Below are 24502 nucleotides of genomic sequence, written 5' to 3'. Positions count from 1 at the left end.
GCGACGCAAACGCCCCGCCCCCCGCAAGACCTCGCCACCCGCGAAAATCGTTTAACCCCACCCGCCGACCCCGCCCGTTCGCCTTCCCAGGTCCACACACCAGGGAAGCCACCATGTCCACCGTCGCCCGTCCGCAGTCGCCGCGCCTCGCCCTCCATTGCCTCAGCGCGGCGCTGCTCGCCGCCCTCGCCCTCGCCGGTTGCCAGTCCACCGGCAGCCCGGCCGAAAAGCAGGCCGAGGGCGCGCCCGCCTCGGCGCCGGTCGACGCCGCCGCCAACGTCCAGTCGCCGGCGATGCCGGCGGCGGTCGCGCCGGCCCTCGCGGAGCAATACGCACCGCCGTCGGCGACGGCCAAGCCGATGGCCGACGCGCTGGAACGCGTCCAGGTCACCGGCTCGCGGGTCGCGCCGGCGCCGATGCGCCGCTCCGACGCGCGCGCCAAGCTCGCCGCCGTGCCGCAAGGCCTCGTCGCGCCCGCCCCCGCCCCGCCGCCGCCCCCTGCGTTCTACCAGCAGGCGGCCAATACCGAGAAATACGCCGCGCGCGAGGACAACCCGGTCCAGCGCGCCAGCGAGCAGCCGCTGTCCACCTTCTCCATCGACGTCGACACTGGCAGCTACGCCAATGTGCGGCGCATGCTCAACGACGGCATCCGCCCGCCGGCCGACGCGGTGCGCGCGGAGGAGTTCATCAACTACTTCGATTACGGCCACCCGGCGCCGACCTCGCGCGCGGTGCCGTTCAAGGTCTCCACCGAACTGGCGCCGGCGCCGTGGAACGCGCAGCGGCAACTGCTGATGATCGGCATCAAGGGCTATGAGGTGCCCAAGCAGAACCTGCCGCCGGCCAACCTGGTGTTCCTGATCGACACCTCCGGCTCGATGAATTCGCCCGACAAGCTGCCGCTGCTCAAGAGCGCGTTCTCGATGCTGGCCCGGCAGCTGCGGCCGCAAGACCGCATCTCCATCGTGGTCTACGCCGGCTCCGCCGGGCTGGTGCTGCCGCCGACCGCGGGCGACCGCCAGCAGGAGATCCTCGACGCGCTCGAACGCCTGCAGGCCGGCGGCAGCACCAACGGCGGCGACGGCATCCGCCTGGCCTACGCCACCGCGCGCCAGGGCTTCATCAAGGACGGCGTCAACCGGGTGATCCTGGCCACCGACGGCGACTTCAACGTCGGCACGGTCGGCACCGACGCGCTGGAAACCCTGGTCGCCGACCAGCGCAAGACCGGCATCGCCCTGACCACGCTGGGCTTCGGCGCCGGCAACTACAACGACGAGCTGTCGGAGAAGCTGGCCGACGTCGGCGACGGCAACCACGCCTACATCGACACCTTGCAGGAAGCGCGCAAGGTGCTGGTGCAGGAAATGGGCTCGACGCTGATGACCATCGCCCGCGACGTCAAGATCCAGATCGAGTTCAACCCGGCGCAGGTCGCCGAGTACCGCCTGATCGGCTACGAGAACCGCCTGCTCAAGCGCGAGGACTTCGCCAACGACAAGGTCGACGCCGGCGACATCGGCGCCGGGCATGAGGTCACCGCGCTGTACGAGATCACCCCGGTCGGCTCGAAGGCCAACCGGCTGCCGCCGCTGCGCTACGCCCAGGCGGCGCCGGCCACGGCCGGCAACGGCGGCGAGATCGCCAACCTCAAGCTGCGCTACAAGCGTCCCGGCGAAGACCGCAGCCAGTTGATCGAAACTGCGGTGCTGCGTTCGGGCGCGCGCGCCGCGGCCAGCGACTCGCTGCGCATGGCCGCCTCGGTGGCGGCCTTCGCCGACGCGCTGCGCGGCGGCAGCCAGTACGACGGCTGGGGCTGGGCGCAGATCCTCAGCGCCGCGCGCGCGGTGAAGTCGGCCGATCCCTCGGGCCAGCGCGCCGAGTTCGTGCGCCTGGTCGAGCGCGCCAAGACCCAGATCGGCGAGCTCAAGCCAACCGCGGACGTGGCGATCAGCCAGTAAAGCGTAGTGGGCGCCGCCGGTACCGTTCTGCGACGCAGTCAGGCCCGTCGCAGCCGGCTCCGGCGGCGTTTTTCTGTCCGAAGCTACCTGTAGGAGCGGCGCGAGCCGCGACTGCGACAACACAGCTACGACGAGAGTTTCGACGTAGCTGTGTTGTCGCAGTCGCGGCTTGCGCCGCTCCTACAGGGGGATACGAACCCGGCGCTACTCGCCTACCGCCGATTGCGCCTCGCGCAGGCGCTCCGCCGGCCGGCCGAACAGGTAGCCCTGGCCGAACACGCAGCCCAGTTCGCGCAGCACCGCGCGCTGCGCCGGCGTCTCCACGCCTTCGCCGATGGTGTGGATGCCCAGGGTGCCGGCCAGGGCCTGGATCGCGCGCACCACCGCCACGCTCTCCGGCCGCGATTCGCCGACCAACCCCGCGACGAAACTCTGGTCGATCTTCAGGCATTCGATCGGGAAGCGATGCAGATAGGACAACGCCGAAAACCCGGTGCCGAAGTCGTCCAGCTGCGCCAGCACCCCGTGGCTGCGCAAGGTCCGCAGCATCCGCAGCGCGCGCGGCACGTCGTCGAGCAGGGCCACTTCGGTGATCTCGATGCGCAGCCGGTGCGGGTCGGCGCCGGCGCGGTCGAGCATGCGCAGCAAGCGGTCGGCGAAGTCGCCGGCGCGGAAGTGCTTGGGCGAGACGTTGACCGAGATGTAGCCCTCGCCGCCGCGCGCAAGTTCCTGGATGACCCGGCCGTAGAGGATCCAGTCGGCCTCCTCGATCAGGCCGCTGTCCTCGCCCAGGCCGATGAACTCGCGCGGCAGCAGCAGCCCGCGTTTTTCGTGACGCCAGCGCAGCAGCGCCTCGTGGCCGATCGCGACGCCGTCGTCGAGGCGCACGATCGGCTGGTAGTAGGCGATGAAGGCGTCGGAGTTGATCGCCCGGCGCAGGTCGGCCTCCAGGTCGAGGATGCGCACCGCCTGCTCGCGCATTTCCTCGTCGAACACGGCGAAGCGGCCGCGCCCGGCGCCCTTGGCCCGGTACATCGCCGCATCGGCGTCGCGCAGCAGCTCGATGCCGTTGCGGTAGCGCGGATGCCACAGGGCGATGCCGACGCTGGCCGAGGGGAACACCTCGCGCCCAGCCACCCAGCACGGCTCGCCGAGCGCGCGCAGCACGCGCTGGGCCAGTTCCTCGGCCACGTTGAGGCCGTCGATGTGCTCGACCAGGATCGCGAATTCGTCGCCGCCCAGCCGCGCCACCATGTCCTCGCCGCGCACCGCGCCGACGATACGGCGGCTGCTTTCCACCAGCAGTTCGTCGCCGGCGGCGTGGCCGACGCTGTCGTTGACCAGCTTGAACCGGTCCAGGTCGAGGAACAGCACCGCGAACGCGCGCTGCTCGCGGCGCGCGCGGGCGATGGCGTGGTCGAGCCGTTCCAGCAGCTGGCTGCGGTTGGGCAGCTCGGTCAACGGATCGTGCAGGGCCAGGTGGGTGAGCTTGCGCTCGGCGCTCTCGCGCTCGCCGATCTGGGCGACCAGTTCGGCGTTGGTGTGGGCCAGTTCGCGGGTGCGGCTGGCCACGCGCTGTTCCAGTTCGCCGTGCGCGGTCAGCAGCCGGTCCTGGGCCTGCTTGCGCGCCAGGCCGATGCTGATGTGGTGGGCGACGAAGGTCAGCAGCTCCTGGTCGCGCGCGTTGAAGCTGATCGCGCGCGAATAGCTCTGGATCGCGATCACCCCGACCACGGCGTCGTCGCGGTACAGCGGCACGCCGAGCCAGCAATGCGCGGCCGAGCCGTGGCTGCGCACCTCGCCGCGGCTGTTGAGCTCGGCGATGCGGTGGCGGTCGGCCAGCAGCGGGCGGCCCTGGCGGATCACGAACTCGGTCAGGCCGCCGGCGAACTGGCGGGCCTCGCGGATCATGTCGCGTTCGTCGATCGAATACGGGAACTGCAGCCGCCCGCCGTCGTCGGACAGCAGCGCGATATAGAAATTGCGCGCGTACAGCAGTTCGCTGACCACGTCGTGGACCTGCGAGTAGAACCGCTCCAGGGTGTCGGAGGTGATGGTCAGCTCGGCGATGCGGAACAGCGCGCGCTGCAGCCGCTCGGCGCGCTGGCGCTCGATGATCTCGGCCTGCAGGTCGCGGTTGCTCAGCTGCAGCGCGTAGGTGCGCTCGGCCACCCGCCGCTCCAGCTCCTCGCGCGCGCGGTAGCGGTCCAGCGCGGTGAGGATGTGCTGGGCCACGAACGCCAGCAGCGCGCGGTCTTCCTCGCCGTAGCTGTCGGCGCTGTCGTAGTTCTGCACCACCACCGCGCCGCACACCCGTTCCTCGCGCCGCATCGGCACGCCGAGCCAGTCGGCGCTGTCGGGGCCGTGGCGCTCGTCGTGCGGCACGCTCAAGCGCTCGCGCAGCTGCGCCGAGCTGCCCTGCAGCGGCTCGCCATGGCGCAACAGGGCCAGGGTCAGGCTGGTCGGCATGTCCTCGCCGCGGATCACCTGCAGCGGGTTGGCCACGTACGGGTCGTTGCGGTCGGCGAAGTACAGGAAGCGCATCGTGTCGGCGATGTCGTCGTAGAGCACGATGTAGAAGTTCTCGGCGTACATCAGCCCGCACACCACGCCGTGGATGCGGCTGAGCAGGTCGCTCATCTCCAGCCCGGAGCCGGCCAGGTCGGCGATGCCGAACAGCGCCTGCTGCAGGCGCTCGGACTTCTCCAGCGCCTCGGCGCGGGCGTGCGCGCGCAGCGCCGCCAGTTCGGCCGCGACCACCTGCCGCGCCATCGCCAGCCAGCCGGCGCGCAGCCACGCCGGCAGCGCGCGCGGCATCTGCACCGCCAGGCTGGCGCGGCTGCGGTCTTGCAGCCACCAGGCCGCCTCGATCCGGTCGGCGTAGCGCTCGTCGGAGGCGCCGATGGCCGGCGGATCGCATTCCAGCCGGTCCAGCGCGCTCGCGCGCAGGGCGCCGTCGGCGCCGGGGGTGAAGGATTCAGCCACCTGCCCCTGGGCGGTGCGCCAGCTCACCGAGATCTGCGAGCCGGCCGGCAGCGCTTCCAGTAGCGCGGCCGCCAACGCCTGGCCGGGCCAGGCGCTCTCGGCCGCGTCGCTCACCGTTGCCGTTCGCATCGCATCATTCCGCACCCGATCGCCGTGCACCGGACCGCCTGTCCACTACCGCCCGTTTCGAGCCCCCGAAGGATAACGCGAGCTTTACACCGACGGCAGGCCGCAAACCCCGCCCGGCGTCGTGATCCGTTGTTCCCGTCATGATCCAGGCGCTCCAGCTCCCGCTATACGACCCGCCCGCCGCAAGCAAGCGCTTCCCGTCGGCGCCGTCTGCCCGTAACCTGCCGCCGATGAACACCGCTGCGGACACGAGCGACGACGTGCTGATGCTGGCCTGGGCGGCCGGCGACGCCGGCGCGTTCGAGGTCCTGTACTCGCGCCACCGCGGCCCGCTGTACCGCTTCCTGCTGCGCCAGCTGCGCGATTCGGCCCTGGCCGACGAGTTCTTCCAGGACGTATGGCAGCGGGTCATCGGCGCGCGCCAGGGCTGGAAGCCGGACGCCCAGTTCAATACCTGGCTGTTCCGGATCGCGCACAACCGGCTGAACGACTACTGGCGCGGGCTCAAGCACCGCCCGGCGACGCCGCAGGACGGCGACGAGCGCGCCGCGCGCGTGCCCGATCCGACCACGCCGGAGCGCGAACTGTCCGAATTCGAGCAGCGCCGCCGGCTGCAGCGCGCGATCGAGGAATTGCCCGAGGAGCAGCGCGAGGTGGTGCTGCTGCGCCTGGAACAAGAGTTGAGCCTGGAAGAAATCGGCGCCATTACGGGGGTGGGTCGGGAAACGGTGAAGTCCAGGCTGCGGTACGCGATGGACAAGCTGCGCGCGAGGTTGACCGAATGAACCGCCGTCCCGACGCTCCCGATCCCTTGTCGCCGGAAGAACGCGACCTGGCCGAGCGGCTGCTGCGGCTGGGTCCGCACGACGGCCCCTCGGCGGCGCTGGACGCGGCGATCCTGGCTGCGGCGCGCTCCGCCGTGGCGCCCGAACCGCTGCCGGAAGCCGCGGCCCAGGCGGCCGCAGCCCTGGCTGCGGCGCCGCTGGCGGCGACGCCTGAGCCCGCCGCGCCGCCGGCCGCTACGCCGCGCGCGGCCGCGCCGCAGGCCGGCGCGCCCCGCGTCCGGGCGAAGAAGACCCGCTGGCCGGCGTGGATCGGCGTGGCCGCCTCGCTGACCCTGGCCGTCGGCGTGGCCTGGCAGTTGCGCCCGGTCGACAAGGCGCCCTCGGCGCTCAGCGAAGAACAGGCCGCGCCTGCGGTGGCGGCGATGCCGCAGGCCGAGGTCGCCGCCGACGCGGCTGCCGACGCGTCCGTCGCGGCGCCGCAGATGCCGGCCGGCGCCGCCGCGCCGGCGCCCGCCCTGCCCGAAATGCCGGCGCAGGCGGACTCCGCGGCGACCGCCGATGCCGTCGCCGCGCCGCCACCGCCCGAGCCGCTGCCGATCGAAGACCGGCCGCCGGTGCCGGCGCCGGCCAAGCCGGCCCCGGCGCGGGTCGTGCAGCCGGCGTCCGCAAACCGCGCCGCCGAAGCCAAGGCGGTGGAAAGCCGCTCGGCCGAAAAGCGGGCGGCCGCCGATGCCGCGCCGCGCGAACTCGACGACCGCCGGGCCAAGAGCGAATCCGCGCGCGCCGCGCAGTCGCCGCCGAACCCGCCGATGCCCGCGCCGGCCGATGCCCCGGCGGCGGCGGCGGCGGCGGCGGCCCCGGTCCCGGCCCCAGTCCCGGCCCCGGCCCCGCCGCCGCCGGCCCCGCCACCGCTGTCCCCGGCCGCGACCATGGCGCCGCCCGCCGCCGCTCCGCAGGGCTACAGCGCCCCCGCCGCGGCGCCGGCCAACACCATGCGCGCACGCCGCCAGCCGGCCGCCGGCGGCGATGGCGAACGCGCCTCCGGTCTGGTCGACGGGCTGAGCCGGCGCGAGGGTCAGCGCCCGGTCGCTGCGCCGCCGGCCGAGGCCGCGGCCAATGCCCCGATCTCCGCTCAGGCCCAGCGCCCCGCGCCGCCGCAGCAGAACGCGGCCGAGGCCACCGTGCTGGAACGCGTCCAGATCACCGGCTCGCGCGTGGGCGCGTCGCAGCACGCCAACGCGCTGGCGCCGGAACAATGGCTGGAACGGATCCGCCAGTACCGCGACGACGGCGAGCTCGACCTGGCCCGCCAGGATCTGCGCGAGTTCCGCCGCGCCCACCCGCGCGCCCGCATTCCCAAGGATCTGCGGCCGCTGCTCGAATGAGCGCGCCGAAGGGCTCATCCCCCGCGCGCCGCCGCGGAACGCCGCGATGAGCGCCACCACCCTGGCCGAGCGCGCGCGCCACGCGATCGAGGTCAAGCACAGCCGCTTCCTCGCCTTGGCCGCGCCGGTCGCCACGCCCGAGGCGGCGCTGGCGTTCCTGGCCGAGGTCGCCGACCCGGACGCGACCCACAACTGCTGGGCCTACCGGATCGGCGCGCAATACCGCTTCAACGACGACGGCGAGCCCTCCGGCACCGCCGGCCGGCCGATCCTGGCGGCGATCGACGGCCAGGGCTGCGACCAGGCCGTGGTCGTGGTGACCCGCTGGTACGGCGGCATCAAGCTCGGCGCCGGCGGCCTGGTCCGCGCCTACGGCGGCGCCGCGGCCGAGTGCCTGCGACGCGCGCCGCGTCGCGAGTTGGTGACCTACGCCGAACTGGAACTGGCGTATCCGTTCGCGGACACCGGCGCGGTCCATGCGACACTCAACGCCTTCGGCGCGGACAAGGCCGACGAGCGCTTCGACGCCGCCGGCGCGCGGGTGCGCGTGCGCCTGCCGGCCGCGCAGCTGGACGCCTTGAAAGCGCAGTTGCGCGACGCCACCCGTAATCGCGTGCGCCTGGCCGAACCGGGCGCGCCACCCTCTCCTGCCTGAAATCCCGATGACCGATGCCAGCGCCGGCCCGAAGGCCGACCCATCCCGCGACACCGCTCCGATCGGCAGCCTGCGCATCCTGTGGCCGTTCGTGCGCAAGTACCGGATCCTGTTCATCGCCTGGCTGTTCGCCCTGGCCGCCTCCAGCGCCGTCACCCTGACCCTGCCGGTGGCGTTCAAGACCATGATCGACCAGGGCTTCGCCCAGAGCGCGGCCGGCGGCGGCAGCGGCGCGATCGACCGCGCCTTCCTGCTGCTGTTCGCGGTCGCCATCGCCCTGGCCCTGGCCACCGCGGCGCGCTTCTACTTCGTCTCGGTGCTCGGCGAAAAGGTGGTCGCCGACCTGCGCGAGCAGCTCTACCGCCACCTGATCGCGCTCGACGCCGGCTTCCACGACCGCAACCGCAGCGGCGAGCTGGTCTCGCGCCTCACCGCCGACGCCGAACTGCTGCGCAGCGTGGTCGGTTCGAGCATGTCGGTGGCGCTGCGCAGCCTGGTCACCTTCGTCGGCAGCCTGGGCATGCTGTTCGTCACCAGCCCGCGCCTGGCCGCCTACGCCCTGGTCGGCATCCCGCTGGCGGTGCTGCCGATCGTCGCCGGCGGGCGCCGCCTGCAGCGCATCTCGCGCTCCAGCCAGGACCGCATCGCCGACGCCAACACCCTGGCCAGCGAGACCCTCGGCGCGGTGCGCACGGTCCAGGCGCACGCGCGCGAGTCCTACGAACAAGGCCGCTTCAGCGAATCGCTGAAGGCCGCGATCAAGACCGCGCGCAAGCGCATCCGCGCCCAGGCCTGGGTCACCGCCATCGCCATCACCCTGGTGTTCGGCGCGATCACCCTGGTGCTGTGGTCGGGCGCGCACGATGTCGTCGCCGGCCGCCTCACCGGCGGCACCCTGGCCCAGTTCGTGCTCTACGCCCTGATCGGCGGCGGCTCGGTCGGCGCGCTGGCCGAGGTCTGGAACGACCTGCAGCGCGCCGCCGGCGGCATGGGCCGGATCGGCGAACTGCTGTCCGAACGCAGCGCAGTGGTCGTGCCGGCGCAGCCGCGGCCGCTGCCGCAGCCGGTGCGCGGCGAGCTGGTGTTCGACCAGGTCGGCTTCCATTACCCGCAGCGCCCCGACCTGCCGGCGCTGCAGGACTTCTCGCTGCGGGTGAATCCCGGCGAGACCGTGGCATTGGTCGGCCCGTCCGGCGCCGGCAAGAGCACGGTGTTCTCGATCCTGCTGCGCTTCCACGACCCGCAGCACGGCGCGGTGCGCGTGGACGGCGTGGACGTGCGCGAGGCCGACCTGGGCCAGCTGCGCGGCGCGATCGCGCTGGTGCCGCAGCAGGCGACCATCTTCGCCACCACCGCGCGCGAGAACATCCGCTACGGCCGCCTCGACGCCAGCGACGCCGAACTCGACGAAGCGGTGCGCGCGGCCCACGCCACCGACTTCATCCACGACTTGCCGCAGGGTCTTTCGACCGAACTGGGCGAGCGCGGCGCGCGCCTGTCCGGCGGCCAGCAGCAGCGCATCGCCATCGCCCGCGCCCTGCTCAAGGACGCGCCGATCCTGCTGCTGGACGAGGCCACCAGTGCGCTCGACGCGCAGAGCGAGCGCGCCGTGCAGCAGGCGCTGGAAGCGCTGATGCAGGGCCGCACCACCTTGGTCATCGCCCACCGCCTGGCGACCGTGCTCAAGGCCGACCGGATCGTGGTCATGGACCGCGGCCGCATCGTTGCCGAAGGCACCCACGAAGCGCTGCTGGCCCAGGGCGGCCTGTACGCGGAGTTGGCCAAGCTGCAGTTCCTGGATTGAACCCAGCCGATCGAACCCAGCGGCCGGGGCGGCCGCACTTGTCGCCTGTCATGGAGCGGTATATGCATCGGATCGCGAACTTCGCGCTTTCTTTCACGCTGGTGTTGGCCGCAGCGCCGTCGCTGGCCGCGAACGCGCCGGCGGCCGCGGCGCGCAGCGCGGTGGAAACCGTCGGCGTCTACAGCAACGTGCGCGTCAGCGGCGGCGAAGACCCGCACGCCGAAGGCTACGACGTCGAGCTCTACCGCGAGAACGGCGTCGTGTTCGGCCTGTTCTATTCCTCCCAGGGCATGGTCGGCGACACTCCGCGCGGGCGCCTGCAGGAGGTGCGCTACGACGCCGCCACCGGCCGGCTGTCGTTCCGCGCCAAGCTCACGATCGGCCAGGAATTCAGCAAGGACTCCGGCCCCGACGGCCGTCCCAGCCGCGACCTGTTCGAATTCGACGGCACCCTGGGCGCGAAGACGCTCAGCGGCGCCCTGCTCCATCGCAGCGGCTACGCCCCCGGCGAGGCCGGCGAGCGGCAGATGGTGACGCTCAAGCGCGATGCGCAGCGCAGCCGCGACGCGGGCGAGCTGGCTCCGGCCAGCCGCGCGCAATGGCTGGCCGAACCGGTGCCGAACGGGCCGCAGTGGTGAGCCGCCGCGCACGCCCGATGCGCTGAAGGATCGCCCCTCGCCGCAAACGCGAACGCCCCGCAGCGGGCGGGGCGTTCGCATCGACGGCACCGCGCTGCAGGCACAGCGCCGTCGATCGGTCGCCGCGATCAGCCGGTAACCAGGCTCAAGCCGTACTGGCTCAGGATCGGCTGCAGGCGCTCGAACAGGCTGCTGCGCTGCGAGGCCGGGATGCCGCAGTTGTTGCCGTTGGCCTGGACGTTGCCGCCCGACATCACGCCCTGCGCCTGGCCGGCGCTGGTGATCCACGAACCGCCCGAATCGCCGCGGCCCATGCAGGCGTTGCCCTGGGTCAGGCCGCGCACCGCGCCTTCGGCGTAGTTGGCGGTGACGTTCTTGGCGGTGATGGTGCCGCACTGGTAGCCGGTGGTGCGCCCCGAACGGCACACCGCCGCGCCGACCGCGGCTTCGGCGCTGCCGCGCACGGTCACGTAGCTGCTGCCGTTGGCCACGCGCGGCAGCAGGGTCTGCGCGCTGGTCAGGCTGACCCAGGCGCGGTCGTTGCCGGGGAACACGCGGCCGGCGAAGGTGCCGACCACCGCGCCGCCGATACGCGCGGTCGCATTGACCGTGCCGCAGTGGCCCGCGGTGACGAAGCCCTTGGTCGCGCCGCGGGTCACCGAGAAGCCGACCGAGCACAGCGAGGCGTTGTTGATCGAGTACTCGATGCCGCCGACGATGTTGGCCGTGGTCTGCAGCTTGCCCGGCGAGGATTCGACCCGCACCTGGGCGCTGTCGGCGCCGCTGAGCGCGACGAAATCGACGCCGGCCTCGGTCGCGCCTTCATCGACCTTGACCACGATGGCGTTGTTGCGCGCATCGACGTACCAGCTCTGCACGCCGTCGAGCGGCTTGCTGATGCCCTTGACCCGCGCGTTGGCGCCGGCGTCGAGCAGGTCCATCGAGGCCTGCAGCTGCTTGAGGCTGTAGCGCACGTTGCGCACTTCCACCCCGCCCAGCGTGGTCGACTTGCGCGCGCCCGAGGTCGCGGCGACGAGTTGGAAGCTGCCGTCGGCCTTGCGCTCGATCCAGCTGCCGGCGAACTGCGCGCCGAACTCGCGCTCGATCGCCGCACCTTGGGTGCGGGCGAGTTTCTCGGTCTGCAGGTATTGCGGCAGTTGCGCCGGGAAGATGCCCAGGTCGCGCTGCATGGCGAATTTCAGCTCGGGGCTGGCCTGGTCGGACGCCAGGGCGGCGCCGGAGGACATCGCAGCCAGCGCGGCGGCGACGCAGAAGACGGAAGCGCGCGCGATCCGGCGCGAACGGTGGTTCGATACGTACATGCGAAGAACTCCTGAACGGATCTGACATGGGATCGAAGATGAAGCCTGGCGGCTTCGCGACGCCGTTGCGCAAACGGCGGCCCGTGATCGGCGAAGGCGCGCGCCATCCCTTGGCGTTCGATTCGCGAGGCTGTGCCAGCTAAAAAGAACTGCGCCGCGCGTGCAAGATGCGCGCGCAAGGCCGGGTCACACCCACAGTTCGAGGCGTGTCACAAGATCGCGCATTCGGTAGCGCATTGCGGAAGATGAGCGTGTCTTTGATCGACCCGCATCGACTCGCATCGCGTCGAGTCGAGTCGCATCGATGTGCTCGTATCGGGCGCGAACTACGTGCATGTATGTGCTGCGATGCAGCGCACCGATGCAAGTGTGTTTGTTCGTGCATATGCGCTATCGACCACGAAAGCGCTTTTTTTCGTAAGCGAATCGTACGAAGCGCGTCGTCGGCACAGTCGCGCCGGATCGATGGCGCGTCCGGTGTCGCAGCGTGCGCAAACCAAAGCGTCGGCGCTGAAGCCTCTCGCACAAAAGCATCGCCGAAGTCGGGCGCGCTGTTATGGAAGGGCTTCAGCCCCGACGCTTGCCGATCGGGTCACGCCGCTACGACGAACGCCGCGCCTGCGCCCACATCCACGCCGCCAACGCGCACAACGCGAACACGCCGACGCCGCGGCCGAGCCAGAACAGAGCCAGGGAAAAGTCCGAACCGTGCGCCGGCGGCGGCAGCGCCGCCAGCGCCAGCAGGGCCAGGGCCTGGGATTTACGTGAACCACGCATGGCGCACCTCCCGCGACGGCACGATGCCGTCTCGCCCGACCTTACACCCAATCGCGCGAGGCCGAAGGCCGCTCGCCACGCCGCGCGACCGGCGGTATCGCGCTTGCGCGAGAACGCACGCCGACAGGCGCATTCAGGCGAATCGGCAGCGCCACGAAACCTGATGGGAACCTGAGCGGCCGCTGCGGCACGCCCTATTGATCGCGGTGCCGGCACACGCCGCCGCGCGGCATGCGGCGCGCAAGCGCTCAGTACAACGCGCCGATCGCGCCGGCCAGCAGCAACAGCAACCAGAACGCAGCGCCGACCGCGGCGACCTCCAACGTGCGCGCGATCGATCGCGGCTGCGGCAGGCGGCGCCAGGCGCGCCAACCGCACAGCATCGCCGCCAGCGACAACACCGCGGCGAGCAGGACGCTGGACAGCATCGCCGCCAGGTACGGCAGGCCGCAGACGTAGCCGTTGTGCGTGTGCATCGCCGCGTCCAGGCCGCGCGTCTGCGACAGGTACGACCCGACCGGCAGCGCCAGCGCCGCCGCACCGGCCAGCCATGAGGCGATGCGCCATCGGCGTCCGGCTGCGTCCGGCTTGAACGCCGCGTCCTGCGCGTGCGCCTGCATTTCCGGCTCAGCCGATGGTCGCGAACACATCGTCGCCGCGCGCCGCGGCCGCGGCGTAGAAGCCGCTGAGCTGCGCGTAGTAATCCAGCACGTACTGCTTGGCTTCATCGCCGTCGCGCAGCCAGATCGTGTCGGGATAGATCTGCGCATCGGCCAGCGCCTGCGCGTCGAAGCGCCGCGCGAACTCGGCCGGCGGCAGCGCGGCCAGCGCCTGTGCGACTTCGCGCACCTGCTCGGCCGGCAAGTGGCGCCAACTGGCGTCGTCGTCCTCGTTCAGCGGCGTGCCGCCGAGGATCGCCCAGGCCCACGGCGCTTCGCCGGTCCAGGCCGAGCCGGTCAGGACGAAATGGATCGCGTGCCAGGCCTTGTCGAGATAGGCGTCCTGCGCGGCCGCGTCGTCGCGTTCGTACAACGCCGCCTCGATCTGCTGCGATTGCTCCAGCAGCGCGGCGGCGCGCGCAGGATCCATGGCGGTGGCGCTCCAGGTCATGCCCATACCCAACGGCTCCAGTGTCGAACGATCGCGCCAGTGTGCACCGCGCGCATCCCGATCGTCGATACGAATCACGGCGCGCGCTCGACGCGCCGGCCCGGACCTTAGTCCGGACTTGCGCCGCGGCTCACGGATCGATGCGGATCGGCGTGCCGGTCGGGACCCGGCTCCAGATATCCTCGATCTCGCGGTCGCTCACCGCGATGCAGCCGTCGGTCCAGTCGCGCCGGTAACCCGGCGGCGTGCCGCCGTGGATCATGATGTCGCCGCCCGGATCGACCCCGCGCGCCTGCGCCTGCTTGCGGTCGGCCGCATTCGGATACGACACCCGCAGCGACAGATGGAAGCGGCTGTTCTGGTTGCGCCCGCTGATGCGGTACTCGCCCTCGGGCGTGCGCTCGTCGCCCTGCTGGCGCTTGTGTCCGGTGGGCGCGTCGCCGAGCAGGATCGAATAGCTCTTGAGCACCTTGCCGCCGCGCAGCAACTGCATGCGCCGCGCCGATTTGTCGACCACGATGAAGTCGGCCTGCTCGGCCTTGGCCGCCATCGCCGGCGGCGTGCGCGCCGATGCCGGCATGGTGCAGGCGAGCGCGGCGGCCAACAGCGCGGCCGCCGCCATCGCAGGCAGCGCGCGCAACGCGCGGGTCGAACCGATGGGCGCGCTCATGCCGGCAACGCCCGTTGGGCGATGGCGACGAAATCCAGTTCGTCGGGCAAGGTCCCGAAGCCCAGGCCGTGGCCGCCGCCGAGCCGGCTGCGGCAGAACGCGGCCGCGACCGGGCTGCCCGCGCGCAGCAGCAGCGCGCCCTGCAGCGCCAGCGCCAGCCGTTCGACCCAGCTGCGCATCTGCGCTTCCGGCAGCGGCGTGCGGCCCGACAGCGCGGCGGCGAGCGGATCGAGCTGCGCGTCGAGCCAGTCGTCGCGGCCGTGCGCGGCCTCCAGTTCGGCCAGCAGCGCCTGCCCGGCCTCGGGCTCGCGCGCCAGCGCGCGCAGCACGTCCAGGCATTGGATGTTGCCGCTGCCTTCCCAGATCGAATTCAGCGGCGCCTGCCGGTAGATGCGCGGCAGCAGCGATTCCTCGACGTAGCCCGCGCCGCCGAGGCATTCCTGCGCCTCGTTGACGAACGCCGGCGCGCGCTTGCAGATCCAGTACTTGCCGATCGCGGTGGCGATGCGCGCCAGCGCGGCCTCGCCCGGATCGCGCGGCGCGCGGTCGATCGCGCCGGCCACGCGGATCGCCAGCGCGGTGGCGGCTTCGGATTCCAGCGCCAGGTCGGCCAGCACGTTGCGCATCAGCGCGTGCTCGGCCAGCGGCTTGCCGAACGCGCGGCGGTGGCGGGTGTGGTGCAGGGCCTGGCTCAGCGCCATGCGCATCTCGCCGGCCGAGCCGAGCATGCAGTCCAGCCGGGTCAGCATCACCATCTCGATGATGGTCGCCACGCCGCGGCCTTCCTCGCCCACGCGCTGCGCCCAGGCGTTGTGGAACTCGACCTCGGACGAGGCGTTGGACCAGTCGCCGAGCTTGTCCTTGAGCCGCATCAGCCGCAGCGCGTTCTTGCCGCCGTGCGGGTGCCAGCGCGGCAGCAGGAAGCAGGTCAGGCCGCCGGGCGCCTGGCCCAGGACCAGGAAGCCGTCGGACATCGGCGCGGAAAAGAACCACTTGTGGCCGACCAGTTCGTACTCGTCGCCGCCGATCGGCGTGGCGACGGTCTGGTTCGCGCGCACGTCCGAGCCGCCCTGCTTCTCGGTCATGCCCATGCCCAGGGTCAGCCCGGGCTTGTCGGCGGCGGCGACGTCGCGGCCGTCGTAGTGCGGCGCGGCGGCCTTGCGCATCCATTCGCCCAGCGCCGGCGCATGCCGCAGCACCGGCGCGCTGGCGTGGGTCATGGTCAGCGGGCAGCTGGTGCCGGGTTCGGATTGATGGTGCAGGTAGCTCAGCGCCGCGCGCGCGACGTGCGCGCCGGGCACCGGCTCGTGCCAGGACAGGCCGGCGACGCCGTGCGCGATCGCCGCGCCCATGATGGCGTGGTAGTTGGGGTGGAACTCGACCTTGTCGATGCGGTGGCCGAAGGCGTCGTGGCTGCGCAGGCGCGGCTTGTCGCGGTGCGCGTCCAGGCTCAGCGCCAGCAGCTCGTCGCCGGCGAAGGCGCCGTAGCGCTGCAGGCGCGCGGCGAAGGCCTCGCCGCCTTCGCGCGCGACCGCTTCGCGCAGGGCCGCGTCGTCGGCCCACAGGTCGCGCGGCGCGAACGGCGGCGGCTGGTTGGCGACCGCGTGGGTGGCGAACGGCGGCAACTCGGCGGGGGTGTCCATGGGGTGCGGTGCTCCTGCGGGTTCTTCGCGATTCTAGACCCGGCCGATTAGAGCGGCGCTTCCATACCGCCTTAACAGCGATCCGGCAGGAAGCGCCGGGCCTGCAGGCCCGCCCGCGCGCGGGCGGCCGCGCAAAAGAAAAGGCCCCGCCGAAGCGAGGCCTTGGAAACTGTCCGACGAACCTGTCCGAAACGAACCTGTCCATGTGGAACGGTAAGGCGATACGCCGAAGCCCGCGCTGCGGGCAATGCGATCGATCAAGCCTGCGGGGTGACTTCCGAAGCCTGCGCGCCCTTCGGGCCCTGGGTCAGCTGGTAGCTGACGCGCTGGCCTTCCTGCAGGCTGCGGAAGCCCTTGGCGTTGATCGCGGAGAAATGCACGAATACATCCGCGCTGCCATCTTCGGGAGAAATGAAACCGAAGCCCTTGGCGTCGTTGAACCACTTCACGGTGCCGTACTGCATATCCTTATTGACCTCATGCTGGATGCGTTGACGTGCGTCGCCGCCGCGTGGCGTATGACGCACGGGCGAGTATGCAAACTGTGCCATTGGATGACAACGGCTCAGCGTGACGGCATCGAACACGTGAAATGAGGAAATTTCCGGTCACCTCGCGCGCACGCGATCGCATTTATGCGACCGCGATCACTCAGGGCGCGTCCAGCAGCGACTGCAGCAGCGCCGGCAGGCCCGAAGACGCCGCGGCGACGTTGTCGAGCACGTCCTGCAAGGTGATCACTTCGTCCGGATCGGGACCGGCGCCGGCCGCCCAGTTGGCGACGATCGCCAGGCAGGCGTAGTCCAGGCCCAGTTCGCGCGCCAGGCCGGCTTCGGGCATGCCGGTCATGCCGACCAGGTCGCAGCCGTCGCGGCGCATGCGCGCGATCTCGGCGCGGGTTTCCAGGCGCGGGCCTTGGGTCGCGCCGTAGCAACCGCGGTCGACCAGGGCCACGCCGGCGCGCTGCGCCGCCGCCAGCACCGCGGCGCGCAAGGCGCGCGTGTAGGGCTCGCCGAAATCCACGTGCAGCACTTCGGTGCCGGGCTCTTCGCACAGGGTCGAGATGCGGCCCCAGGTGTAGTCGATCAGCTGATCCGGGCAGCCCAACACGCGCGGGCCGAACCGTTCGGTGATGCCGCCGACGGTATTGAGCGCGAGCACGCGCGTGGCGCCCAACGCCTGCAACGCGGCGAGGTTGGCGCGGTAGTTGATCTGGTGCGGCGGCAGCGAGTGGCCTTCGCCGTGGCGCGCCAGGAATGCGACGCGGCGGCCGCCGAGTTCGCCGATGCGGATCGGGCCCGACGGCGCGCCGTAGCGGGTCACCGGCTGGTGCGATTCGACATCCTGCAGTTCGGCGATGCGGTACAGGCCGGTGCCGCCGATCACGGCGAGGTCGATGGGTTGGGTCATGGGATGCGGGTCCGGATCGGTGCGGAGAGGGCCGCGCGCGCCAGGCGCGCGCGCCGTGTGACGGGCTGCCGCGAACGCGGCTGAAGCGTTCAGCGCAGCGCGTAGATCGCCGGCAGGTTGCGGCCCTGCTCGTGGAAGTCCATGCCGTAGCCGAACACGTAGCGGTCGGGCACTTCCACGCCGACGTAGTCCGCGCACAGGCCCTCGACGCAGCGGTCGTGCGCCTTCACCGCCAGCGCGGCGATGCGCACCTCGGCCGCGCCCTGCTCCAGGCACCAGGCGCGGATCGCGTGCAGGGTGTGGCCTTCGTCGACGATGTCGTCGGCCAGCAGCACCCGGCGCCCGCGCAGCGGCGTGGCCGGGCGGTGCTTCCACACCAGGTCGGCGCCGGTGGTGGCGCCGCGGTAGCGGGTCGCATGCAGGTAGTCGAACTCCAGATCCAGGCCGCGCTGGCCCAGTTCCATCGCCAGTTGCGCGGCGAACGGCAGCCCGCCGTGCATGACGGTCAGGTAGACCGGACGCGCGCCGGCGTAGTCGTTGCGGATGCGCACGGCCATGCGCGCGATCTCGCGCTCGAGCCGGCGGCGGTCGAAGATCAGGTCGGCGTTTTCCAACGCAGCGGCCAGGTCGTGGTTGCTCATCAAGCCAGTCCTTCCAAACGGGTACGGGTGTCGGCGTAGCGGGCGTCGGCGATCAGCCCGTCCCAGCCCATCGCGCCGCGGCCGATCAGGCCCAGCAGCGCGGCGGTGTTGAGCGGGCGGCCGGCGACCGCCTGCAACGACTCTTCTACCAACTGCGGATGACAGACCAGCACGACGTCGCAGCCGGCGTCGAGGTGGGCGTCGATGCGCGCGCGCACGCCGCCGACCGAGAACGCCGCGGCCATGCCGATGTCGTCGCTGAAGACCACGCCGCGGAAGCCCATCTCCCGGCGCAGCACGTCCTCGATCCACAGCCGCGAATAGCCGGCCGGCTCCGGCGCCACCGCCGGATACGACACGTGCGCCATCATCACCGCGTCGGCCTTGGCTTCGATGCCGGCGACGAACGGAATCAGGTCGGTGCGGCGCAGCTCGTCGAGGCTGCGCGGATCGGCGGCCTGGTCGAAGTGGGTGTCGGCCAGCACCGAGCCGTGGCCGGGGAAATGCTTGAGCGTGGCGGCCATGCCGCGCGCGTGCATGCCGCGGATGTAGGCGCGGGTGAACTCGGCCACCACCTGCGGATCGGCGTCGAAGGCGCGGTTGCCGATGGCGAGGTTGCCGCGGCCCAGGTCGACCACCGGCGCGAAGCTCAGGTCGACGCCGCTGGCCTGCACTTCGCTGGCCATCAGCTGGGCGTGTTCCTCGGCCAGCTTGAGCGCGGCCTCGCGGTCCTGGGCGTAGAGCTTGCCGAGCAGTTGCAGCGGCGGCAGCGCGCTGTAGCCCTCGCGGAAGCGCTGCACGCGGCCGCCTTCCTGGTCCACGCAGATCAGCTGCGGGCGCGGCGCGGCCTCGCGGATCGCCTGCGACAGCTCGGCGACCTGGGCCCTGGAGGCGAAATTGCGGGCGAACAGGATCACGCCGGCGCAGGCGTCGTGCTGCAGCCAGTCGCGCTCTTGTTCGTTGAGTTCGGTACCGGCGACGCCGATCACGAGCATGCGGGAACTCCTGTGAGGAGGATTGCGGCGCGGTCGGCGCCGTGGGCATTGTCGCGCAGATGCGGCGGCGGGGCATCCCGGCGGTTCAGGCGCCGCGGCCGGAGGTTGTGGCTGACCTTTGTGGCTAACCTTTATGGCTGGCTTTTGTGGCTGGCTTTTGTGGGAGGGACTTCAGTCCCGACGCTTTCGGCTCAGATCGCCTCGATCTGGAACAAGAGCGTCGGGACTGAAGTCCCTCCCACAAAAGCCGGACCGCATCGGGACCGAGGCCGCTTCCGCAAAAGCCCGCTCGCCGGGCTTTGCCGGATCAGCCCTCGCCGTCGCGCTCGGCCGCGCTCCACTGCGCGAACGGCCGGGTCGCCAGCGCCAGGTTGTAGTAGCGCGCCGACTCGGTCACTTCGCGCCCGGCCCAGGCCGGCTTGTCGAACGCCGCGTCGGCGCTCGGCAGCTCGACCTCGGCCACCACCAGCCCGGCGTTGTCGCCGAGGAATTCGTCGACTTCCCACAGGAACCCGGCGTGCTGGACGTAATGGCGGCGCTTCTCGACCAGCCCGCCGACGCACAGCGCCAGCAGCTCGCGCGCGTCGCCGGCCGGGATCGGGTAGTCGAATTCCTGGCGGGTGTGGCCGAGCTCGCGCGACTTGAGGTTGAGGAAGGCTTGCTCGCCGGCGATGCGCACGCGCACCGAAGCCTTCATCGCGCCGGTGTCCATCGCCGCCAGGTCGTTGAGATAGCCCTGCGCCATCGGCACGACCTTGTGCGCGGCGGCGCGCCAGGCGTCGGAGACGACCAGGAACTTGCGTTCGATTTCGATACCCACAGCAGTCTCCCATCGGACTAGAGCGGCGGCGAAGCGTTCGCCGCCGCGAATTCGGCAACCGCCGGGCGCGCGGCCATCGCCGCTCGCGCGCCCGTCAGCTCCAGCATATTTCCCGGGCGTGGAACACCAGGTGGTCGGCCGCGACGTAGATCGTCCGGCGCGCGGCCTCGTCGTAGGTATCCGCGCAACTGGTCAACGCGCCCCACAGGTCCAGGAACACGTCGGCCAGCCGCTTGGGAATCTGCCCCTGGCCTGCCAGCTCGGACTCGATCCGGCCGAGCAGCTCGATCAGCTGCGCGTGCAGGGCTTCGTCGAGGCCCTGCTTCTCGCGAACCTTAAGGCTCAGATCCAGCCACTTTTCGATGAACTCGTCGATCAGCCGCTCGGCCACGACCGTCGCCGCTCAGCGCTCGAACATCGCGATCGATTCCACGTGGCCGGTATGCGGGAACATGTCCATCACCCCCGCCGCGCGCAGCTTCCAGCCCTTCTCGCGCACCAGGTAGCCGGCGTCGCGCGCCAGCGAGGCCGGATGGCAGCTCACGTAGACGATGCGCTTGAATTGCTTCAGCGGCAGCTGGGTCAGCACGAAGTCGGCGCCAGAGCGCGGCGGGTCCAGCAGCAGGCGGTCGAAGCCCTCACGCATCCAGCGCTCGCCGCTGAGGTCCTTGCCCAGGTCGGCGGCGTAGAACTGCGCGTTGGCCAGGCCATTGAACTCGGCGTTCTCGCGAGCGCGCTTGACCAGCCCGGCCTCGCCTTCCACGCCGACCACCTCGCGCACGCGCCGCGCCATCGGCAGGGTGAAATTGCCCAGGCCGGCGAACAGGTCGAGCACGCGGTCCTGCGGCTGCGGGTCGAGCAGGTCCAGCGCGTGCTCGATCATGCGCCCGTTGAGCGAGGCGTTGACCTGGATGAAATCCAGCGGCCGGAACTTCAGCCGCAAATCCCATTGCGGCAGCGAGAACTGCAGCTGCGGATCGGCCGGCCACAGCGGATGCACCGTGTCCAGGCCGCCGGGCTGCAGGAAGATCGCGAATTCGTGCGCGCGGCCGAACGCGACGAGCTTGTCGCGGTCGACGTCCGACAGCGGCGCCAGGTGGCGGAAGGTCAGCGCGATGCCGCTGTGGTCGCTCATGCGGTCGCCGCCGATGAACTCGATCTGCGGAATCTCGCGGCGCCCGTCCATGCCGTCGACCAGCGCGGCCAGCGCGGCGATCTTGTCGCCGATGGCCGGAATCACGGTCTCGCAACGCGCGATGTCGGCGACGAAGCGCGGATCGTTCTCGCGGAAGCCGACCAGGGTCTTGTCCTTCTTCTCGACCCGGCGCACCGAGAACCGGCCCTTGCGCCGATAGCCCCAGGCCGAATCGGCCAGCGCCGGCAACACCCGTTCGGGCATGACGTGGCCGATGCGCTCGAAGTTCTCCATCAGCACGCGCTGCTTGGCCAGAATCTGCTTGTCCTCGGCCAGGTGCTGCAATGCGCAGCCGCCGCAGGTGCCGAAGTGCGCGCAGCGCGGATCGACGCGGTCGGGCGAGGCCTCCAGCACCTGCACGGCGATGGCCTCGTCGAAACTGCGCGAGCGCGCGGTCTGCTTGGCCATGACCCGCTCGCCGGGCAGCGCGCCGGCGACGAACACCGCCTTGCCGGGGCTGTCGGGCGCTTTGGGATCGGGGCGGCGGCCGACGCCGCGGCCATCGTGGGTGAAATCGGAAATGACGATTTCGAAAGGAGTTTGATCGATGCGGGCCACAGCGGCTGGCGGGGTTCTACGGCCGGCCATTGTCGCAGATTCGCGGCCGCAGGCCGGGGTTCGGGTCCGGCGCGGCGAAAAACCCGCGCCGGCAACGCAAAAGCCCGCCGGGCGGCGGGCTTGGTTGCGACGGGTCCCGGGGCGTTCGCCCCGGGCCCGCGTCTGCGTCACTTCTGCTTCCAGGCCCCGCCCGCGTCCTGGTACCACCAACCGCCCTTGGCGCTCTCGATCCACTGTTTCGAGAACACCTGGCGGATCTGGCCTTCCCACTCGGGATGGTTGTTGGCCACGGCGATTTCCTTGTAGACCGCATTGGAATCGCGGTTCTGGTCGGCCACCGCCTGATTGACGCCGACCCGGTCCGACAACGGGATCTTGGCCGCGTCGCGCACGCTCACGGTGCCGTTGCCGGCGAAGCCGAGCGCGCCGGAGTCGAACTGCGCGCGCAGCTGCGAATCGAAGCGCTGGGCCATGCGCGACTGGATCGCCTGGATCGCCGGGGTCTTGATCGAGATGTCCGGCGACTGCGCGCGGGCGCTGCCGATGCCGGCCACCGACCACCAGTCGATGCGGCTGGCCAGTTCGCCCCAGCGCAGCGACGGGCGATCCAGCGCGGCGCTGCCGCCGGGCTTGCCGCCTTCGCTCGGCTGGGCCTGCGGTTGCGCGGCGGGCGTGTCGCCGATGACCTTCTCGACGAATTCCTTGGCGGCTTCCTTGGCCTCGGCGGCCGGGAAGTAGACGTTGATGGTCACGCAGGCCGTCAACATCACGGCGGCGACCGGTACTCCCATCCAACGGCGCATGAGCGGGTCCTTCTGGTTGTGCGCGTCCGGCGCGGCGGGCCGCGGGTCCGTCCGCGGCAGTGAACGAATGGGCGCCATTGAACCACGACGGCGTTGAACGGCAAGGCTACGCCGGCGCCGGGCCGGCACGCCGCGCCCGGCCGCGCGCCCCGGCCCTACTGCACCACCGGCTTGAGCTCGCCCTTGCCGACCGCCTCCATGCGCTCGAGCAAGGTCGGCCAGTCGACCCGGTGGTTGTAGCCGACCACGTCCAGGTGCGGCACGCCGGCGCCGCGGACGATGGTGAAGCCGGGCTTGCCGTCGGGGCCGGCCTTGGCCGCGCCGAGCCCGCCCATCTGGCAGACCTCGTCGGCGAGCTTGCAGGAGATGCCCAGGCGGGCGTAGCCGAAGTCGTCGAAGAAGCCGAGCAACTTGTCCTGCAGGCTGCCGACGAAGGACGAATCGCCGACGCTGGACAGGTCCTGGACCGCGCGCTGGCTGATGCGCTGGCGCACGCCGCGGGTTTTTTCGGTGTGCAGTTCGGCGTCGAACGCGGTCGGCTGCCAGTCGACCAGGCGCAGCTGGTCGATGCGGCCGTACAGCCGCCCGGTGATGCTGCCGAAGCCGAACACGCCGGTCAGCGATTCCAGGTCGATGTTGCGCAGCGCCAGGTCCGAACTCAGCGTGGGCGCGACCCCGAACGGCCGCTCCATGGCCAGCGAGGACACCTCGACGGTGCCGCCGAACAACTGCATCGCCAGGCCGCCGTCGAGTTCCAGCCGCTCGTCGGCGTAGTGCGCCTCGGGGATGCGGCCGCTGAGCTCGCCGGTGAAGGCCGGCCACTCCAGCGCCTTGGCCAGTTGCGCGACATCGAGCTTGTCCAGGTTCAGGCCGAAGCGCAGGTCCAGGCCCTTGCCGCCGGCCGGCGGGCGCAGGCGCAGGTTGTCGGCGCCGACCCGGCCGCCGAGCATCGGGAACGAGATCGCGCGCTGCAGCCGGAATTCGCCGTGGTCGCTGGAGAACGGCAGCCGCGTGGGGCCGAACTCCAGGCCGTACAACGCGCCGCTGCGCCAGCTCAGTTCGCTCTCGCGCGGTGCGGCGTCGGAATAGGCCAGGCTGCCGTCGAGGCCGTCGAAGCGGAAGCGCCCTTGCCCGTCGCGCAGGCGCACCTCGCGCAACTGCGCGCGCGCCTGCGACAGGTCGCCGCCGCGCAGGCTCAGCTGGGCGTCGAGGCCGCCGGACAGTTCCAGCTGGGACAGCCCGGCCAGGCCGAGGAACCCGGACAGGTAGCGCTCGCGCAGCGGCGCCAGGTCGGGGCTGGCCAGTTGCAGGTCGAGCGCGTCGAGGCTGGCGTCGCCGCGCAGCGCGGCGCTGCCTTCCACCGTCAGCGCGCCGGGGTCGCGCCAGGCGATGCGCGGCAGCCGCCAGCCGCCGCCGGGCCCGCTTTCGGCCTGCAGGTCCAGTTCCACCGGCTTGCCGTGCAGGGCGATGTAGGCGTTGCCGAACAGCATCTCGCCGTCGCGCAGGCGCCCGCCCAGGCGCAAGCGGGTGGTCGCCCCGAGTTCGCTGTCCACGCGCAGGCGCGCGGCCAGTTTTTCGCCGGCGATCAGGCCGTCGGGCGTATCGAACCCGGCGCCGTCCACGTCCAACTCGCCGGCGATGCGCAGCGGCGCGCGCGCCGGCGCGATCAGGTCGAGGCGGCCGTCGACGCTGCCGGACTTGATCCGGCCCTCGCTCCAGGCTTTCGCCGCCAGCGCCTGGGCCCAGGCCAGCGGCACCCGGGTCAGGTCGATGCGGGTGGCATCGGGCGTGGCGGCGGCGCGCTGCAGCGAGATCGCGCTGGCGCCGCGGCTCAGGCGCGCGTCGGTGCTGGCCACGCCCAACTCCAGCGCCAGCCGCATCGGCGCCCCGCCCTGCCCGCGCAACTCGCCCTCGCACTGCCAGCCGCCGCGGCCGTCGCGGCGCAACGGACAGCGCCAGACGACATCGTCGAAGCGGTAGCCCAGATCCGGCGCATCGATGCGGCCGGCGCGCAGTTCCAGTTCGCCTTGCGCGGCACCTTCGGGCCACGCCAGGCGCACCTGCACCCGCTCCAACCGGGCCACGCCGGTGGCGACCCGCGCGATCCTGGCGTTCAGCGTGCGCGCCTCAGCATCGGCCGGCAGCGCCCACAGGCAGACCGCCCCGAGCAGGGGCAGCGACAACCCCATCAGTAGGCGTAACATGGACCGCAG

At 71.6% G+C, this 24502-nt stretch carries 22 protein-coding genes; 6 read left to right on the top strand and 16 right to left on the bottom strand.

The genetic code is table 11. The features are described 5' to 3' along the window. Positions 1-113: 113 nt before the first annotated feature. Positions 114-1964 carry a vWA domain-containing protein gene (locus BLV01_RS06875; protein WP_254782533.1) on the top strand — a complete coding sequence of 617 codons (1851 nt, stop codon included), beginning with the start codon at positions 114-116 and terminating at the stop codon, positions 1962-1964. Between the two features lie 204 nt (positions 1965-2168). Here BLV01_RS06875 and BLV01_RS06870 read toward each other — a convergent pair whose 3' ends face one another. Beyond that, positions 2169-5078, bottom strand: coding sequence for an EAL domain-containing protein (locus BLV01_RS06870; protein WP_091795773.1), 2910 nt, complete (start codon positions 5076-5078; stop codon positions 2169-2171). 230 nt (positions 5079-5308) lie between these two features. Here BLV01_RS06870 and BLV01_RS06865 point away from each other — a divergent pair, with 230 nt between their 5' ends. The 5 genes from BLV01_RS06865 to BLV01_RS06845 all read left to right on the top strand — a co-directional run bounded on the left by BLV01_RS06865 (position 5309) and on the right by BLV01_RS06845 (position 10345). After that, complete coding sequence (locus BLV01_RS06865; RefSeq protein WP_091795771.1) at positions 5309-5863, top strand: RNA polymerase sigma factor; 555 nt, start codon at positions 5309-5311, stop codon at positions 5861-5863. Next, the gene (locus BLV01_RS06860; protein WP_091795768.1) at positions 5860-7248 is read left to right on the top strand and encodes a hypothetical protein; all 1389 of its coding nucleotides are present in this window, start codon (positions 5860-5862) and stop codon (positions 7246-7248) included. The genes BLV01_RS06865 and BLV01_RS06860 overlap by 4 nt, the downstream gene beginning before the upstream one ends. 46 nt (positions 7249-7294) lie before the next feature. Further along, a complete protein-coding gene (locus BLV01_RS06855; protein ID WP_091795765.1) occupies positions 7295-7903 on the top strand; it encodes an IMPACT family protein in 609 nt (202 codons plus the stop codon). A gap of 7 nt (positions 7904-7910) precedes the next feature. Continuing rightward, on the top strand, positions 7911-9707 hold the full coding sequence (locus tag BLV01_RS06850; RefSeq protein WP_091795763.1) for an ABC transporter transmembrane domain-containing protein: 1797 nt from the start codon (positions 7911-7913) through the stop codon (positions 9705-9707). A 62-nt stretch (positions 9708-9769) separates the two neighbouring features. Further along, entirely contained in the window at positions 9770-10345 is a 576-nt protein-coding gene (locus BLV01_RS06845) for a hypothetical protein (RefSeq protein WP_091795760.1), read from the top strand. Between the two features lie 128 nt (positions 10346-10473). Here the strand turns inward: BLV01_RS06845 and BLV01_RS06840 are convergent, their stop codons facing one another. The 15 genes from BLV01_RS06840 to BLV01_RS06775 all read right to left on the bottom strand — a co-directional run bounded on the left by BLV01_RS06840 (position 10474) and on the right by BLV01_RS06775 (position 24493). Continuing rightward, positions 10474-11667 (bottom strand): S1 family peptidase, encoded by a 1194-nt coding sequence (locus BLV01_RS06840; RefSeq protein ID WP_091795758.1) that lies wholly within the window; start codon positions 11665-11667, stop codon positions 10474-10476. A 600-nt stretch (positions 11668-12267) separates the two neighbouring features. After that, positions 12268-12444 carry a hypothetical protein gene (locus tag BLV01_RS26170; protein ID WP_175485803.1) on the bottom strand — a complete coding sequence of 59 codons (177 nt, stop codon included), beginning with the start codon at positions 12442-12444 and terminating at the stop codon, positions 12268-12270. Between the two features lie 248 nt (positions 12445-12692). Continuing rightward, entirely contained in the window at positions 12693-13064 is a 372-nt protein-coding gene (locus tag BLV01_RS06835) for a hypothetical protein (RefSeq protein WP_091795755.1), read from the bottom strand. 7 nt (positions 13065-13071) lie between these two features. Beyond that, positions 13072-13554, bottom strand: coding sequence for a YfbM family protein (locus BLV01_RS06830; RefSeq protein ID WP_256375583.1), 483 nt, complete (start codon positions 13552-13554; stop codon positions 13072-13074). A 130-nt stretch (positions 13555-13684) separates the two neighbouring features. Next, the gene (locus BLV01_RS06825; RefSeq protein WP_254782532.1) at positions 13685-14224 is read right to left on the bottom strand and encodes a L,D-transpeptidase family protein; all 540 of its coding nucleotides are present in this window, start codon (positions 14222-14224) and stop codon (positions 13685-13687) included. Continuing rightward, positions 14221-15867, bottom strand: a complete 1647-nt coding sequence (locus tag BLV01_RS06820) for an acyl-CoA dehydrogenase family protein (protein ID WP_091795749.1) — start codon at positions 15865-15867, stop codon at positions 14221-14223. The genes BLV01_RS06825 and BLV01_RS06820 overlap by 4 nt, the downstream gene beginning before the upstream one ends. Before the next feature lie 257 nt (positions 15868-16124). After that, on the bottom strand, positions 16125-16331 hold the full coding sequence (locus BLV01_RS06815; RefSeq protein ID WP_057947005.1) for a cold-shock protein: 207 nt from the start codon (positions 16329-16331) through the stop codon (positions 16125-16127). Positions 16332-16518: 187 nt separating this feature from the next. Then, positions 16519-17277: an S-methyl-5'-thioinosine phosphorylase gene (locus BLV01_RS06810; protein ID WP_091795746.1), complete on the bottom strand. Its 759-nt coding sequence runs from the start codon at positions 17275-17277 to the stop codon at positions 16519-16521. A gap of 89 nt (positions 17278-17366) precedes the next feature. After that, the gene (locus BLV01_RS06805) at positions 17367-17918 is read right to left on the bottom strand and encodes a hypoxanthine-guanine phosphoribosyltransferase (RefSeq protein WP_091795743.1); all 552 of its coding nucleotides are present in this window, start codon (positions 17916-17918) and stop codon (positions 17367-17369) included. Further along, positions 17918-18913, bottom strand: coding sequence for a beta-N-acetylhexosaminidase (gene nagZ / locus BLV01_RS06800; protein ID WP_091795740.1), 996 nt, complete (start codon positions 18911-18913; stop codon positions 17918-17920). Before nagZ ends, BLV01_RS06805 begins: the two co-directional genes overlap by 1 nt. A 307-nt stretch (positions 18914-19220) precedes the next feature. Beyond that, a complete protein-coding gene (locus BLV01_RS06795) occupies positions 19221-19733 on the bottom strand; it encodes a CYTH domain-containing protein (RefSeq protein ID WP_091795736.1) in 513 nt (170 codons plus the stop codon). 94 nt (positions 19734-19827) lie between these two features. Further along, positions 19828-20124 (bottom strand): hypothetical protein, encoded by a 297-nt coding sequence (locus BLV01_RS06790; RefSeq protein ID WP_091795733.1) that lies wholly within the window; start codon positions 20122-20124, stop codon positions 19828-19830. Positions 20125-20136: 12 nt separating this feature from the next. After that, complete coding sequence (gene rlmD, locus BLV01_RS06785) at positions 20137-21516, bottom strand: 23S rRNA (uracil(1939)-C(5))-methyltransferase RlmD (protein WP_091795729.1); 1380 nt, start codon at positions 21514-21516, stop codon at positions 20137-20139. 137 nt (positions 21517-21653) lie between these two features. Next, positions 21654-22289 carry a DUF1318 domain-containing protein gene (locus BLV01_RS06780; RefSeq protein WP_091795924.1) on the bottom strand — a complete coding sequence of 212 codons (636 nt, stop codon included), beginning with the start codon at positions 22287-22289 and terminating at the stop codon, positions 21654-21656. Between the two features lie 155 nt (positions 22290-22444). Beyond that, positions 22445-24493, bottom strand: a complete 2049-nt coding sequence (locus tag BLV01_RS06775) for a translocation/assembly module TamB domain-containing protein (RefSeq protein WP_139178535.1) — start codon at positions 24491-24493, stop codon at positions 22445-22447. Positions 24494-24502: the final 9 nt, after the last annotated feature.

The organism is Lysobacter sp. yr284 (assembly GCF_900107375.1).
Lineage (GTDB): Bacteria > Pseudomonadota > Gammaproteobacteria > Xanthomonadales > Xanthomonadaceae > Lysobacter.
Note: the sequence above shows the minus strand (reverse complement) of the source record. Positions and strands in the feature narration are given on the sequence as shown.

Bases quoted from the DNA above. Each gene is read 5' to 3' on its own strand.
- BLV01_RS06875 (WP_254782533.1), top strand. From the start codon at position 114: ATGTCCACCGTCGCCCGTCCGCAGTCGCCGCGCCTCGCCCTCCATTGC.
- BLV01_RS06870 (WP_091795773.1), bottom strand. From the start codon at position 5,078: ATGCGAACGGCAACGGTGAGCGACGCGGCCGAGAGCGCCTGGCCCGGC.
- BLV01_RS06865 (WP_091795771.1), top strand. From the start codon at position 5,309: ATGAACACCGCTGCGGACACGAGCGACGACGTGCTGATGCTGGCCTGG.
- BLV01_RS06860 (WP_091795768.1), top strand. From the start codon at position 5,860: ATGAACCGCCGTCCCGACGCTCCCGATCCCTTGTCGCCGGAAGAACGC.
- BLV01_RS06855 (WP_091795765.1), top strand. From the start codon at position 7,295: ATGAGCGCCACCACCCTGGCCGAGCGCGCGCGCCACGCGATCGAGGTC.
- BLV01_RS06850 (WP_091795763.1), top strand. From the start codon at position 7,911: ATGACCGATGCCAGCGCCGGCCCGAAGGCCGACCCATCCCGCGACACC.
- BLV01_RS06845 (WP_091795760.1), top strand. From the start codon at position 9,770: ATGCATCGGATCGCGAACTTCGCGCTTTCTTTCACGCTGGTGTTGGCC.
- BLV01_RS06840 (WP_091795758.1), bottom strand. From the start codon at position 11,667: ATGTACGTATCGAACCACCGTTCGCGCCGGATCGCGCGCGCTTCCGTC.
- BLV01_RS26170 (WP_175485803.1), bottom strand. From the start codon at position 12,444: ATGCGTGGTTCACGTAAATCCCAGGCCCTGGCCCTGCTGGCGCTGGCG.
- BLV01_RS06835 (WP_091795755.1), bottom strand. From the start codon at position 13,064: ATGCAGGCGCACGCGCAGGACGCGGCGTTCAAGCCGGACGCAGCCGGA.
- BLV01_RS06830 (WP_256375583.1), bottom strand. From the start codon at position 13,554: ATGACCTGGAGCGCCACCGCCATGGATCCTGCGCGCGCCGCCGCGCTG.
- BLV01_RS06825 (WP_254782532.1), bottom strand. From the start codon at position 14,224: ATGAGCGCGCCCATCGGTTCGACCCGCGCGTTGCGCGCGCTGCCTGCG.
- BLV01_RS06820 (WP_091795749.1), bottom strand. From the start codon at position 15,867: ATGGACACCCCCGCCGAGTTGCCGCCGTTCGCCACCCACGCGGTCGCC.
- BLV01_RS06815 (WP_057947005.1), bottom strand. From the start codon at position 16,331: ATGCAGTACGGCACCGTGAAGTGGTTCAACGACGCCAAGGGCTTCGGT.
- BLV01_RS06810 (WP_091795746.1), bottom strand. From the start codon at position 17,277: ATGACCCAACCCATCGACCTCGCCGTGATCGGCGGCACCGGCCTGTAC.
- BLV01_RS06805 (WP_091795743.1), bottom strand. From the start codon at position 17,918: ATGAGCAACCACGACCTGGCCGCTGCGTTGGAAAACGCCGACCTGATC.
- nagZ (WP_091795740.1), bottom strand. From the start codon at position 18,913: ATGCTCGTGATCGGCGTCGCCGGTACCGAACTCAACGAACAAGAGCGC.
- rlmD (WP_091795729.1), bottom strand. From the start codon at position 21,516: ATGGCCGGCCGTAGAACCCCGCCAGCCGCTGTGGCCCGCATCGATCAA.
- BLV01_RS06780 (WP_091795924.1), bottom strand. From the start codon at position 22,289: ATGCGCCGTTGGATGGGAGTACCGGTCGCCGCCGTGATGTTGACGGCC.
- BLV01_RS06775 (WP_139178535.1), bottom strand. From the start codon at position 24,493: ATGTTACGCCTACTGATGGGGTTGTCGCTGCCCCTGCTCGGGGCGGTC.